Genomic DNA, 13,826 nt, shown 5'->3' with positions numbered 1-13,826 from the left:
ATCGTCGAGGACATCCTGTTCGACCTCAACAAGGAGCAGGGCATCACCCTGGTCATCGTTACCCACGACGAAGAGCTGGCCGCACGCTGCGACCGCCGCATCTACATCCGCGACGGCGTCCTCGCCGAATCCCACGCAAGGATCGCAGCATGAAAAACATCGACGTGATCAGCTCGGCAGTTAACAACACCTTCCGCAGCAAGATGCGCACCACGCTCACCGTGCTCGCGATCTTTATCGGCGCGTTCACCCTGACCATCACCAGCGGGCTTGGAACGGGCATTAACCGATACATCGACAGCACCGTTTCCGCCATTGGCGCCGACGACGTCATGACCGTAACCAAGAAGGCGGAGAACGCAGAATCCACTACCGACGGACCAAAGAAGTATGACCCCGAACAAGTTTCTTCCAACGCGAAAGTCACCTCTGGGACTGGCCAGCAAAACGCCACAGTTGACCCCATCACACCGGAGCGGCTCACAGAGCTCAGCGCCATAGACGGAGTCCTCTCGGTACAGCCGAACAAGACAGTCAAAGTGGACTACGTCCAGCACGACGGCGGCACCAAGTATCAGATCGGCATCGGCGGTTTCGTCTCCGGGCAAACCCTTCAACTCGCTTCCGGCACGCAACTTGACCAGACCTCGAGCCAACTGCAGGTCGCATTACCCGTCTCGTTCATTGAATCCCTCGGCTACGCAAGCAACGAGGATGCGATCGGGAGCACGATTGACTTCGGGGTCACTGACGCCAACCGCACCGCCCACACCGTCACGGCGAAGGTTGTAGCCGTCAGCGAAGCCGGGATCGGGGTAAGTGGCAGCAACGCCATACCGAACACGGCTCTCAGCGACGAACTCTCGGCGCTCCAAAACGCTGGCCTCACCGGGGCGGCGACCACCAACTATGCTTCCGCGACCATCTGGTTCGACGCCGCGAATTACACGCCTGAGCAGGTTACGGCCCTGCAGGACCGCCTCACGGCCGCCGGCTACGAATCGACCACAGTTGCCGAGCAGCTGGGCACCTTCCAGTCGGTCATTGACGCCATCGTGCTGGTCCTCAACGCTTTCGCCGTCATCTCCCTGCTTGCTGCGAGCTTCGGCATCGTAAATACCTTGCTGATGTCCGTCCAGGAGCGAACAAGGGAGATTGGCCTGATGAAGGCCATGGGTATGAGCGGAGGCAAAGTGTTCGGCCTGTTCAGTTTCGAAGCCGTCTTCATTGGCTTCCTGGGCAGCGCGATCGGCGTCGGGCTCGGGATGGTCGCGGGAAGCCTGGTTGGCAATGCGCTCGGGTCCTCTCTCTTTGCAAACCTGCCGGGGCTGACCTTGATCGCCTTCGACCCGATGTCAATCACCGTCATCATGCTCGTCGTGATGGGCATCGCCCTTGTAGCCGGTACCCTGCCCGCCGCCCGCGCAGCACGCGCCGACCCCATTGAATCCCTGCGGTACGAGTAGCCCCTGCTGTAGCAATATCAGGTGCTGCGGAACCTCGGGAGGGGGTTCCGCAGCACTGCAGTAATGCCCATGATCCGTCGTCGGAGGAGCCCTGTTGGGTGGCCTGCATCAGGAACGCCCCGGTTTTAGAAGGTCGAACATTGCCTTCGTGGGGGGCGGATCCGTCACCACGCATCACGAAACGGCAGGTGGTCAGGCAGTGGTGGACGGCCTTGCGCGCCATGTTCTGGTCCCCGGCCTGTTGTGCGGCATTGAGGGGCACGTGAATGTTCGTCACGATGTCGAAGAACAGGTCGTCCGGCTGCCGGAAGCTGGGCATGTAGCAGCCGGCTTCACGGTAGCGGCTGGCTATGGTGCATCCTGATTCGACCACGACGTCGCGCTTGGCCGCGTCGCAGGTGGCTTCGAAGCATCGCCGGTAGGTGGGACCAGAACAGAACGCCCAGATCGTGGACGATGTCGTCGGCTTTCCGGTGTTCGGCGGCGAGGGTCGGCCACCGGAAGTCCGCCATGCTAGGGGTCTCAGAACGACGGTCAGATGAGCTGTGACTGTTAGTTCAGAATGGCGGCTTTCGAATACTGAGCTGCTGGCCGAACCGCCCGGTCACATGACTGCTTCGAACCCTTTGCGACAATAGAAAGCCACCGTGGTATTGCCTGGCGAGCCCGTAGCTCCCGTGATGTTCAGTGATTTGATGGTGATGAGCGTCCCAGCTTCCGGTGACCCTCATGTGTCGGCTCAGGGGGCCGAGCTGCCAGAGTTCGCCCAAGGGGATGCCGAGCTTGGCGAGGAACTGCTGGTGCATCATGCCGTTGTCGTTGGGTGCCGTGTGCGTCGCTGTTACGAGACACCCTCAGGTAAACAAGGTGGAGAAAGGCAGGTAGGTACCGTTCGGACCGTTCCCATGGGCTCCTGACTGACCTGAGACCTGCCGGCAGAAGTGTTAGTGGGCTGACTCGACGGCCGGGGCTCCCCCGACGACGGCCGGATGTGCACGGGCCTGCAACATGCTGGGGCTTGGGGGCAAAGAGCACGGCGACACCGGACAGGACGCAGGGGATAGCTTCGAAGAAGAGTGCCGCAACGGCCCACGTGGTCGGGCACAAGACCATCACCGGTTCTTCCACGAACATTGCTTCCCTTAAAACCAATAGTGGTTTCCAGTCCACAGGTTCTGTCAGGTAGCTGCAGATCAACCACGGACCCTTGCAGCGCGACGACCTCCACGGCTGCGTTGTCGCCGGGCCGACGCGGGCCGATGGCCGTAGTCCACCTAGATCACGAAGCAGGTGTTGACAGCCAGAGTTTTCGCGGCCAGCGGACGCGCCACAACGGCATTCCCACAGGATCTCTTCGCGTCATGCCGCCCGCTCCACCACATCTATGAACCACCAGAAGCACCTTCGCTGTTTGTCATTCTGATCGTCCATCATCGCTGGGCGGGTCCTCCGCGCAACCAGGGCGCTACGCGCCGGGAAGGATCCAAAATTTCGTTCGGCGCTCCTCCTTCGTTATTCCTCGCGGAATTTTGGATCGCTCCCGGTTCCCCAAATTGCACTCCGGACCCTGAAACCCAGCGGTGACTCCGATATCAGTTCCCGAGGGGCTTCGCTCCGCCGTGGGGAGGGAAAATAGATCGTCCGGCACCGGCGCCTGCGGGCATCGCTGGTGCTCTTCGGGGGCGCAGGGGCAGACTTGATCAGTGTGTTCCGGTCAACCCCGATCGTTCTATGGTGCCAGTGAGCCTGACTATCAGTTTGGTGGTGGAGGGCACAGCATTTTGTCCCGCGGGACCGTGGAATGTTGCCCTTGAGCACGAATGTCAGATTTGTTGTTTATCCGCCCTCCCCGGAACACAGACACATTTCAGTTCAAACAAACCCAGGAGGGTGATCTGCCATGGAGGTCATTCACCCGCGCTGCGCGGGTGTGGATATTTCGAAGAAGGACGCGAAGGTCTGTGTCCGCATCCAGGGCCGGGGAAGCCGGGCCACCGCGTCAACGGTCACGACGTGGGGCGCGATGACCGGGCAGGTCCTGGAATTGAAGGATTACCTGCTCCGCGAGCATGTGAGCCTGGTGGTCATGGAGGCCACCGGCGCTTACTGGCGCCCCTTCTACTACCTGCTTGAAGACGAAGGGCTGGACATCATGCTGGTGAACGCCCGGGATGCCAGGAACGTACCGACGTATCGGACGCGGCCTGGCTTGCCGATCTGGGCGCCCACGGGCTGGTACGCGCCTCCTTTGTCCCGCCGCCGCCGATCCGTGAACTGCGGGACCTCACCCGTGCCCGCACAATCATCACCAGGGAGCGGACCCGCGAGATCCAGCGCCTGGAGAAGCTCCTCGAGGACGCCTGCATCAAACTCTCCTCGGTGGCCTCGGAGATCACCGGCGTCTCCGGGCGGCTGATGCTGCAGGCCCTCATCGACGGGCAGACCGAACCGCAGGCACTCGCGGAAATGGCCCGGGGCCGGATGCGCTCCAAGATCCCCGAGCTCACCGAGGCGCTCACGGGCCGGTTCAGCGAACACCACCGCTACATGACGGCAATGTACCTGCGCCGGATCGATGCCCACACCGCCGACATCAACGACCTCAGCGCCAAGATCGAGGTGGCGATGGAACCCTTTCGCCTCGCCCGGGAGATCCTCGTGAGCATCCCGGGTTTCAGCACCACCACCGCCGAGATCTTCATCGCCGAAACCGGAGCCGACATGGCCGTCTTTCCCACCGCCGGGCAATTGGCCTCCTGGGCCGGCATCTGCCCGGGTTCCAAATGAATCCGCCGGCAGGGTCAAATCCACCAAAACCCGGCCGGACAGCCCCTACCTCAAGGGAGCCCTGGGCATCGCCGCCCTCTCGGTCGCACGATCCAACAACACGTATTTCGCCGCCAAATACCGGCGCATCGCTTCCCGGCGCGGACCCCTCAAGGCAATCGTCGCCGTCGAACACGCCATGCTCACCGCTGCCTGGCACATGCTCACCACCGGCGCGCTCTACCAGGATCCCGGCGCCGACTACTTCAACCTCCGCGCACCGACCAAAACCAAGGCCCGCGCGATCGGACAACTTGAATCCCTGGGCTACAAAGTCACCATCGAACCACTCCCAGAAGCACGATAAGACCCACCTCAACCGTCACCCGTTTGGATTTCGCAAATGGGTTTGCCCGCAATTGCACCCGGGTCGGCCATCGCCGCCGGCAAATGATGGCGGCATCAGCTGTGGTTGATGCCTGCGCTGAGCAGTCCAGGCTAACAGTCGTGTGCGATGAGGCTAAGCAGGTGCGCGGAGGGATCGATCGTCGGTGTTCCATGATTCCGGTTCCTTCAACCTGCCCGTCCTTGACTCAGGCCGCTGGCATCAAGCCCCTCAAAAAGGAGGCTGAACAGGCTCGGTAGTCACGCTGCAACCCACCAACAACCCCATGAACAGTCATGACCGCAGAAGCCGGCGCGCCCCGCCCCCCCCCCCAGCCCAGCAAGGTCATGTCGCTCCCGCCCGGGTCCCGCACAGCCGTGGGCACCTTATTTTCATGTCAGAACGACGCCAAGACCTGACAGACACGCACGGTGCCCGCCAGTCGCTGAAGGAGAAGGAACATGGAACCGCTCACGTGATCATGCAGTAGACCCGGGTTCACGCCATGAAAGCCACGAAGAGACTCGCAGATAGCTGGCCGGCGCAGTCCCCTCGGCCAGTCCCGATCAGGTCATGTTGCCCAGACCCTGAACGACCATGAAGGAGTATCAAGCCCAGAACCGTCGTCGAAGGGAGCGCCAGGCCACCGCAACGGCCACCAACGAAAAAGGGCCACCGAAGGGGCCCAACGTGAACATTTTGCCCACACTCAGAGGCCCACAAGCCCCTGAACAGGGAAAACACGTGCCCGAGGTGGGACTCGAACTGCATTCCAGTCCTTGCGAACACTGGGAACTCCTGAAAACATCGCTAATCCGAGCCAATCCGGCCGATGTACGACCCGATCCGAAGCCCGAAGTGTGGACATTGTCCACATGCCAAAACCGGGCCCCCGTCCCGTGAATCGCCATTCCTGGCCCATAGTCCCTAGCGACTCCACTCTGCTGGGCAGTGATCCTCCTTGCAGGATGTACAGGACGCATGGTTGGTTTCTATGGTCCCGCTACGACCCTGAGAACTTCTTCCACCTCAACCACAACATTGCCCCGTCGCGTACAAGTAAAGCTGCCCCCAGAGCCTCGAAAGACTATTCTGCGGTCGGTTGGAACCTAGCTGATCGTCCCGAAGCCGAACACCGAAAGCAGTGATTACGACAAGCTGGCGTCCGCTGGGGACATTGAGATGGCATTCCTGAACCTGGTTGCGGGTTAGCCGAGGATGGTCCGGTAGATCCCCGTGTGGTCCAAGTCGCCGTAGCCCTCCTCGATCATGAGTTGGAAGGCGTTCCGGATGCTGTTAGCGAGCGGCAGGTTCAGCCCGCGTGCCGTCGCAATCTCGGCTATGAAGTTGAGGTCTTTGAGCTGGTTTTTAGCTGATCCGCCGCCGTCGAAGTCCTGGTCGATCCAGCGTCGTCCCTTTTGGCGAAGTACTTCTGAGTCGGCAAGACCGCCGGCCAGGACAGTTTGCACTTTCTCAAGGTCCAGTCCGGCAGTGGTAGCGAGGGCCATCGCTTCGGCCAGGGCCGTTACCGTGGCGGCGACGACGATCTGGTTGCAGGCCTTCACCGTTGATCCCGCGCCGGTTTTGCCGAAATGAACGGCTGTTGAGCTGTATAGCTCGAAGAGCGGGGTCAGTCGTTCCACTGCGTCGGGAGGTCCGCCGACCATGATACTCAGCCGCCCCTCTTTGGCGCCAATAGTTCCGCCGCTAAGGGGTGCGTCCACGACCGTCACCCCCCAGTTGCGCAGGCAGTCGTCGGCTAACTCTGCGACCACCACCGGTGACACCGTTCCGTGAATCACGAGGATGGGGTGTTCGATCCCTGCGGTTTTCCATCCTTTCAGGAGGCCGTCCTCGCCAGGAAGTAGAGCCGCAACCTGAGGGAGGTCGGGTAATACAGTCAGCACGACTTCTCTTGCGGCCAAGGCCGGAGTGGCTACGACCGTGCCTCCCCCAATCGCACGGGCTTTTTCCGGTGTGCGGTTCCAAAGAGTCAGAGGAACCTGGGCAGCGAGGATGTTCCGGGCTATCGGGGCACCCATGGGCCCTGTGCCAATGAGGGCCACAGATCCAGAGTAGCCGGGCATTTCTTCATCAATAGTTGTCGGTGTTGTCATGTGCTTAGAAAGGGATGAGTCCGGCGAGGGCGGGAAGGAAGGTGCTGAACCACGGGACTGCGGCAAGCACGAGGAGTCCGAGGAACACGGCGATCAGATAGGGCCAGAAGTGCTTCAGGCTCTTCTCCACGGTTTCATGTGCGGTTGCGCAAGCTACGTAAAAGCCGACGCCGGCCGGCGGTGCGAATGAGCCGATACCCATGGAAATGATCAGCACCATGGCGTATTGCACAGGGTTGACGCCGAAGTCGACGGCGATCGGCAGGAGCAGGGGCGCGAAGATCAGTACCGCCGGAAGGCCTTCCAGCAGCTGGCCCATGATGATCAGCAGGACAACGGTGAACAGCATAAAGAGCAGCGGTGAGTCGCCCAGCCCTGACATGAGGTCGTGAATCTGCTGGGAGACACCTGCAAGGGCGAGGGTCTGGGCCAGCGGGGACGCCGCCGCGATGATGAACAGAACCATTCCCGCCGTCGTCGTCGTTTCCCGCAGCGTGTCACCAAGCAGGTGCCTGCTGCCGCGCCGGTAGGCGGCGGCGAGGATGAAGGCGTAGGCGACGGCCACGGACGACACTTCGGTGGGTGTGGCGAACCCGCTGAGGATGCCCACCACCATGCCCACAGGAAGCAGAAGAGTCGGAATTGCGAAGAAGGTTGCCGACCCTCGTTCACGCCAGCTGGACTTGGGGCTGGCGACGCCGCCCTGTTTACGGGCGCGGAAGAAGACGAGTGCCATGACACAGAGGGCCAGGAAGGCGGCGGGAACAAATCCGGCCAGGAAGAGCGTGGTGGTGGAGATGGTGGTGATGGATCCGAGAATCAGGAGCACGATGCTCGGCGGGATGGTTTCGCCCATGATGGCCGAGGCCGACAGGACGGCGACGACTTCGCCCCGGGGGTACTTGCGTTCTTCGAGCATGCCGCGCATCGTGGTGCCCACTGCTGCGACGTCGGCCACCTTGGAGCCGGAGATGCCGGAGAAGATGTACACGGTCACGACGACCACCTGGAGAAGGCCGCCGCGCAGGTGCCCGATCAGCGCGTCGACGAGCTTGGCCAGCGGGAGGGTCAAGCCGGCGGAGTTCATGACCGTGCCGGCAAGGATAAAGAACGGGATGGCCAGAAGGACGAAGCCCTTAGCCCCGGAAGCCATTCCAATTGGGATGGCGCTGACCTCCGAAATGCCGCCCAGATAGAGGTAGATCCCGGATGCCAGTGCAAGAACGAATGCGATGGGCAGGCCCAGGAACAGCAGCATGAACAACAGCAGAAGCACGACGCCGAGAAGGAGGTTTGGGGTGGCGTAGTAGAAAAGCGGCTGGGCCAAAAGGACGAGAACAATCAGGATTGCCGCGATTCCCGCTGCAGTGAGCGCAGGGCGGCGCTCCTGGCGCCACAGCTTCAGGAGTGCGAACCAGGCGATCAGCACCATGCCGACGGAGAAGGGCAGTGAGACCCAGAAAACGGGCAGCTGCAGGATCGGGGTTTTTTCCTCGATCTGCTGGACGAGCGTCGGAACGAACAGCGCAAAAGCCCCGGCGCTCATAACGAAGACTAGCCAGTCGACCAGAGCGGCCAGATAGGGCTTCCATGCTACGGGAAGGCGCATGATGAGGGCCTGAACGGACATGTGCGCGCCCTTGGGATACGCGATGGCGCCGCCGATGAACGCTATGGTCAGCAGCGCGATTTCTGAGACTTCCTGGGTCCAGAGCACCGAATCGCCGGTGATGACCCTGACCGTGATGTTCAGCAGGATAACGACTAGCTCCGCGAGGATTGCCGCTCCCACAACCCATTCGAGTGTCTTGTCGAGCCAGACGGCACCGCTCCAGCGCGGGGGGACGTGGCCGTGGTGGAGGATCTCTTCCGCGTCCGAGGGGAGGACCTCCTCGAGTTCCTCGGTCGTAGTGATGTGTTTCATGGGCTTCCAGACTGTCGACATTGAGAGTGGGGGCGTTTCCTTGCGGGCGGCCCGGGGAGCAGGTGTCTCCCCGGGCCGGCGGGGCTACTTGGTGGTGGTGAAAGCGATGGCCTGGTCGAAGAAGTCCTTGCCGATCAGCTGGGAGAAGGTCGGGTAGAGGCTCTTTGAGGCCGCTTTGAATTCCTCCAGGCCGGAGGCGCTGAGCTCGTTGGATTTCATTCCCTTGGCGGTGAGTTCCTCAAGCTGCTTCTTGGACTGCTCGGCGTCATACCCGGTCTTGAAGGTGGCGGTTTCCGTAGAAGCCTCCGTGAGGACCTTCTTTTGGTCATCGGTGAGGGTGTCCCACTTCTTCGAAGACAGGGCGAGCACCCAGGCGTCGTTGATGTGGTTGGTCATCGAGATGTACTTCTGGACTTCGGTGAACTTGTTGGTCCATGGCACCTCGATGGGGTTTTCCTGGCCGTTGATCGTTCCGGTCTGCAACCCGGTAAATACCTCGGAGAACGCCATAGTGGTGGGGCTCGCGCCGAGCTTGCTGAAGTAGTCGGTCCACAACGGGTTGCCGGGGACCCGGATTTTTAGTCCCTTCAGATCCGAGGGCTGCTCGATCGGGCGAACGGAATTCGTGATCTCCCGGCCGGTCCGGGTGAGGAAGGAAAGCGCGACGGTGTCTTTGGCGGCGAGCTTCTCCTTCAGCGCTTGCCCGGGCTTTCCTGCCAGGAACGCCGCTTCCTCGGTGGTGTCTTTGAAGAGGTACGGAATGCTGATGGCGTTCATTTCAGGGACGACAGCGGCGTAGACGGACGTCGACAGGATAAGCGCGTCGAGGGAACCGCCCTGAAGGCGTGTCACAGCCGCGTTCTGGTCTCCGCTGAAGCTGGTTCCGTTGGGAACCACGGTGACGGTCACGGACCCGTTGGATGTTTTCTTGACCTGGTCGGCGAAATGCTGTGCAGAGACGCCGACGGAGGACGTGAGGGGGTCAGGGATGGAGAGCTGGATTTTGGCTGGCGGAGCTCCAGCCCCGCCGGAGGCCCCAGAGGCGCATCCGGCGAGGACTGAGGCTGCGAGGGTGCAGGCCAGCACTCCGGTGAGGGCGCGGGTCTTGGATTTCATGTGATGCCTTTCTTCATTGGAAGGAGTCTTGTTCCGGGGCGTGAACGACGTCGGCTGAAGTTCATTGCCGCGCCCCGTTTGCTGCGGGGAGGGTCAGGCGTTGATTGCGGATTCCGCCACGAGCGCTTCGGTTTCCCGGCGAACCTCCAGGGCCTGGGCCAGGGAGTCGTCCATGATGACGTCGTCCCAGCCGACGATCCTGCCCTTGGCTACGTCGTTCCGCAGCTCCACGTGGTGGGCCAAAGCAACCGGAAGGGCGCCCGTTGCGACGGAGTGCCTGGCCGAAACGAGCTGGCCCCAGACCGTGTACCCGCCTTCGCCGTCGAGGAATTCACCGGCTTTGAGGTCCTTCTTGGCGGTCGCGACAACGTCGCCGAAGAACCCGATTGGCGAACCCGTGGCGATCCCGCGGAGAGCAGCGTTGGCGATGGACATATTCAGTTCGAGGCCCACGTAGTGGTAGGGGCGGTAGAGCGCGGCGTACTGGCCGGTGGGGTCCGGGTGCCATGGGTACTCAGTGAAGCAGCCGGAAACGTAAGCGTTGGTGGCCTTCACCACGACGAAGACGCCCTCCTGGGTGTTGTGCGGGATCCACGTGCCGTCACGCTTGACGCTGGACATGACGTCGACGGTGCCTTCGTGGGCGAGGACTCCCCCGACATCGGCGGGACGGCAGATTGTGGCGATCTCCTCGACATCCCCCGGCGAAAACGTCAACCCGGTGTCAGAAGGCACCAGCCCGGCTCCGTTGGCAACGGCTGCCATCTCGATAGAGGCCTTTGTACCGTCACGGAAGGAGGTGTGCATGTTCGGGTTCAGTTGCCCGGAATCGGTGAGTTCCTTGGAGAACTCCCAGTTTTCCCAGACGTTGTCCGGGTTCATCTCGTGATAGTGCTCAAGGAACTTTGCTCCCTTGCCCGCGCAGACAACGTCGAAGCCGCTGGTGCGCGCCCAGTCCACAAGTTCCATGATGAGGGCCGGCTGGTCACCGTAAGCCATCGAGTAGACCACGCCAGCGGCTTCCGCGCGCCTGGCCAGGGCCGGGCCTGCCAGGGCGTCTGCCTCAACGGTGACCATGATGATGTGCTTCTTCGTCTCAATGGCACGCAGTGCATGCTTCACCCCGACGATCGGGTTGCCCGTCGCTTCAACGATGACGTCGATGTCGACATCAAACAGCTCGTCCGCGTTGGCCACGATGGTCGTGGAACGGTCCCTGAAGGCGGTAGCGATGTCCGGCGCGATCTGGCTCTTCGGCCATCCGACCAGTTCGAATGCGCCCTCGGCGCGCTTGACGTTGATGTCGGCGATAGCGACCACGTGGATGCCCGGAATGTTATTTGCCTGGGCCAGGTACATGGTGCCGTAGCGGCCAGCTCCGATGAGTCCGACTCGGACTGGGCGGCCTTCCTGCTCGCGGTCGCTAAGAAGTTTGTGGAGGTTCATGGGGATCTCTCTGATTTGGCGTTCCGCGTCGAGAAGGACCCTTTACCTGAGTGGCGGAGCAACCTCTTCGTCGCAAACTGGAATTTTAAGACCGGAGTGGAACCGGTTCCACTTTTGTACCAGTTGCTGATAGGCTGTGTCAACAGTCACAGCGGAACGCAATCGAAGGTTCTCAGGCACGGTCTCAAGCCAGATGGACAGCGGGGGTGATCACCTGCCGAGACAGGACCCTCGAGGAGGAGAAGAAGTGAAGAAGGCACCAACTATTCGCGATGTCGCGTCGGCGGCCGGCGTTTCAGTCTCCGTCGTGTCCCGTGTCCTCAACCCTGACTCGGGCCCGGTCGCGCCGGCCAAGCGCGAAACGGTGTTGAGGGTCATCGATGAACTCGGGTACCGGCCCCGGGCCGCTGCCCGTGAACTCAGCGTCGGCCATACCCCCACTATTGGCCTGGTGGTAGCAGACCTGGCAAACCCCTTCTTCGCGCAGCTGGCCGACCGCGTGGTCTGGGAGGCCCGCAGCCACGGCGTGCAAGTGATGGTGATGACCACCCAGGAAGACCCTCACCTCGAAGCCGAATCCCTGGAGACACTCCTTGACCGTTCCGTAGCAGGCGTCATTGCTACGCCCACGGGAGCAAACATCGAAAAGTGGGCGCGTCTCCGGGCCCTGGGCGTAAATGTCGTCTTCGTCGACCGCACCATTCCGGAACTCGAAGCCGTCGACCTTGTGAGCATCGAAAACGTAGATTCGGCCCGACGCGCCACCGAACACATGCTTGGTCTCGGACACAGGCGTATTGGCCTCATCTCAGGGCCCCTCAGCACCTCTACGGGTAGGTCAAGGATCGAGGGCTACCAGAGGGCTCACAACAACTTTTCGGCCAGCGTCGACCCCCAGCTGATCCGGGATGTACCATTTCGGGGAGACGGCGGGGGTGACGCAGTCGGATCTCTTCTCACTCTGCGGGAGCGGCCCACCGCGCTCATTGTGGCCAACACGGCCCAGGTCCAGAGCTCCGTTCGTCGCCTCGTCCAGATCGGCGTGCGGATACCTGACGATCTGTCGGTCATAGTCTTTGACGACAATCCCTGGACGGAACTCACCAGCCCGCCTCTGAGCGTGATTCGTCAGCCGATCGACATGCTGGCAGTGCACTCCTTGGAGCTGGTGCTGGGGAGGATGCAGGGACGGCTTCCTCCCGCCCCCCGCACGATTGAGGTTAACGCCGACTTCGTCCCACGCAGCAGCTGCTCACCCATGACTCTCTCCACCATCAATTAAGGAATCCCCATGACCGTCATTGTTACTGCAGTCTTCACGCCCATGGAAGGGGCGTTTAGCAAGGTAGCTGCCGCCCTTTCCCCCGCCATTGCTGAAGTGCACGAGGAACCCGGATGCCAGCTGTACGCCATCCATGAAGCGCCGAACGGCCAGATCATCATGATTGAAAAGTGGGAATCCGCGGAACTGCTCGATGCCCATGGCGAGGGAGAGGCCGTCAAACGCCTCAATGCCTCGCTTGAGGGCCTCCTTCAGGAACCTGTCGACGTTACGCGGCTCTCTCCGATTCCCGCAGGAACCGAGCACCAAGGGACGCTGTGATGAAGCCCGTCCTTGTCGTCTTGGCCTAGATCGGCGCAGCGGCTCCGTTCCTCTCCGGGTTGCCTGTGGTGGCGTCGGGTGCGAGGCGGTAGGTCCGCCGTGCGGTTTCCGCAAACAATTCACGGCGTTCGTGGACGGACATCGAGCCGGTTATGTCGTCAAATGCCGTGTATAGGGCGGCGAAGCTGGAATAGAGGCTGTCCACTGGGAAGTTGCTACCGAACATGGTCCGGTTCGGCCCGAAGGCGTCTATGGTTTCCAGGACTATCGGGCGAATTGACGTGGCGGTCCAGGAATGATCGTTCGTTCCGAGGGCCGATATCTTCGTAACTACGTTTGGCTGGGCCGCCATTCCAGACATGCCTTTCCGCCAGTGCCTCAGGGACTCCGGGTCTCGTTGGATCGGCATCCCCGCATGGTCCAGGATGATCAGCGTCTCCGGGTGGTCCGCGGCCAGCCGTGCAGCCTGTTCCAGCTGATCGGGGAAGACCTGCAGGTCAAAGGACAGCCCTAGTGGCGCAAGGTGCGAGAATCCGTTCAGCCATGCCCGGTCGTTGAGCAGGTCAGGCCGGGCCGTGTGTGTGTATCGCGGGTCGGGGTGCCAATTGAGGATGTCCCGCACCCCCCGCACTGTCGGAACGGCGGCAAGCTTTTCCAGATGGGGCAGCGCAGCAGGATCACTCAGGGAGGCTTTGGCTACCTGAGCTGATGGCAGGCCATGGCTGTCGTGTACCCCCTGCACCCAGCCGGCCTCCCAGAGCGGGTCGGCTGCGCCGTTTTCGATGTGGACGCAGCCGGCCAGCTTGAAGCCCTGGGCGTCGGCAAGGTAGTCGTTGAGGAGGTAACTTCTCCGGAGCGGACGGTCGTCTCCGTGGTAACGGAAAGGCTCCGCGGGGCCTTCCAACCAGGGGTATGACTGCGAAAAGTCGCAAAGATGGTGGTGCGCGTCGATGATGTCCAGATCAAGCATCAGTTCCAGCTGTTCGTGCACTGGTGGCCGCCA

The 13,826-nt window shown here is 61.8% G+C and carries 9 protein-coding genes and 2 pseudogenes; 5 read left to right on the top strand and 6 right to left on the bottom strand.

The genetic code is table 11. The features are described from left to right. The first annotated feature begins 149 nt into the window (after nt 1-149). Complete coding sequence (locus J7E83_RS16905) at nt 150-1,466, top strand: ABC transporter permease (RefSeq protein ID WP_214964577.1); 1,317 nt, start codon at nt 150-152, stop codon at nt 1,464-1,466. Nucleotides 1,467-1,614: 148 nt separating this feature from the next. After that, entirely contained in the window at nt 1,615-1,830 is a 216-nt protein-coding gene (locus tag J7E83_RS16900) for a hypothetical protein (RefSeq protein WP_214964575.1), read from the top strand. 240 nt (nt 1,831-2,070) lie between these two features. Here the strand turns inward: J7E83_RS16900 and J7E83_RS21260 are convergent. Next, nucleotides 2,071-2,296: pseudogene (locus J7E83_RS21260) on the bottom strand (hypothetical protein); the annotation flags it as partial. A gap of 1,070 nt (nt 2,297-3,366) precedes the next feature. Here J7E83_RS21260 and J7E83_RS16895 point away from each other — a divergent pair. Further along, nucleotides 3,367-4,599, top strand: a pseudogene (locus J7E83_RS16895) (IS110 family transposase). Between the two features lie 1,226 nt (nt 4,600-5,825). Here J7E83_RS16895 and J7E83_RS16890 read toward each other — a convergent pair. The 4 genes from J7E83_RS16890 to J7E83_RS16875 form a co-directional block, all read right to left on the bottom strand. Further along, complete coding sequence (locus tag J7E83_RS16890) at nt 5,826-6,734, bottom strand: NAD(P)-dependent oxidoreductase (protein ID WP_214964572.1); 909 nt, start codon at nt 6,732-6,734, stop codon at nt 5,826-5,828. 4 nt (nt 6,735-6,738) lie between these two features. Continuing rightward, on the bottom strand, nt 6,739-8,658 hold the full coding sequence (locus J7E83_RS16885; protein WP_251043988.1) for a TRAP transporter large permease subunit: 1,920 nt from the start codon (nt 8,656-8,658) through the stop codon (nt 6,739-6,741). A gap of 84 nt (nt 8,659-8,742) precedes the next feature. Further along, nucleotides 8,743-9,774, bottom strand: a complete 1,032-nt coding sequence (locus J7E83_RS16880) for a DctP family TRAP transporter solute-binding subunit (protein WP_214964568.1) — start codon at nt 9,772-9,774, stop codon at nt 8,743-8,745. 93 nt (nt 9,775-9,867) lie between these two features. Beyond that, the gene (locus J7E83_RS16875) at nt 9,868-11,220 is read right to left on the bottom strand and encodes an NAD(P)H-dependent oxidoreductase (protein WP_214964566.1); all 1,353 of its coding nucleotides are present in this window, start codon (nt 11,218-11,220) and stop codon (nt 9,868-9,870) included. 247 nt (nt 11,221-11,467) lie between these two features. Here J7E83_RS16875 and J7E83_RS16870 point away from each other — a divergent pair, with 247 nt between their 5' ends. Both J7E83_RS16870 and J7E83_RS16865 read left to right on the top strand, forming a co-directional pair. Next, the gene (locus J7E83_RS16870) at nt 11,468-12,502 is read left to right on the top strand and encodes a LacI family DNA-binding transcriptional regulator (protein WP_214964564.1); all 1,035 of its coding nucleotides are present in this window, start codon (nt 11,468-11,470) and stop codon (nt 12,500-12,502) included. Nucleotides 12,503-12,511: 9 nt separating this feature from the next. Then, nucleotides 12,512-12,823 (top strand): putative quinol monooxygenase, encoded by a 312-nt coding sequence (locus J7E83_RS16865; RefSeq protein ID WP_214964562.1) that lies wholly within the window; start codon nt 12,512-12,514, stop codon nt 12,821-12,823. Nucleotides 12,824-12,848: 25 nt separating this feature from the next. Here the strand turns inward: J7E83_RS16865 and J7E83_RS16860 are convergent, their stop codons facing one another. Continuing rightward, nucleotides 12,849-13,814, bottom strand: a complete 966-nt coding sequence (locus J7E83_RS16860) for an amidohydrolase (protein ID WP_214964560.1) — start codon at nt 13,812-13,814, stop codon at nt 12,849-12,851. Nucleotides 13,815-13,826: the final 12 nt, after the last annotated feature.

Source organism: Arthrobacter sp. ISL-48, from assembly GCF_018613805.1.
In the GTDB taxonomy this organism is placed as follows: Bacteria; Actinomycetota; Actinomycetes; order Actinomycetales; family Micrococcaceae; genus Arthrobacter.
This window is presented reverse-complemented; position numbering and strand designations above follow the sequence as displayed.

Excerpts from the sequence above, each read along its gene's own strand:
- J7E83_RS16865 (WP_214964562.1), top strand. The coding sequence starts at position 12,512 with ATGACCGTCATTGTTACTGCAGTCTTCACGCCCATGGAAGGGGCGTTT.
- J7E83_RS16885 (WP_251043988.1), bottom strand. The coding sequence starts at position 8,658 with ATGAAACACATCACTACGACCGAGGAACTCGAGGAGGTCCTCCCCTCG.
- J7E83_RS16875 (WP_214964566.1), bottom strand. The coding sequence starts at position 11,220 with ATGAACCTCCACAAACTTCTTAGCGACCGCGAGCAGGAAGGCCGCCCA.
- J7E83_RS16890 (WP_214964572.1), bottom strand. The coding sequence starts at position 6,734 with ATGACAACACCGACAACTATTGATGAAGAAATGCCCGGCTACTCTGGA.
- J7E83_RS16905 (WP_214964577.1), top strand. The coding sequence starts at position 150 with ATGAAAAACATCGACGTGATCAGCTCGGCAGTTAACAACACCTTCCGC.
- J7E83_RS16880 (WP_214964568.1), bottom strand. The coding sequence starts at position 9,774 with ATGAAATCCAAGACCCGCGCCCTCACCGGAGTGCTGGCCTGCACCCTC.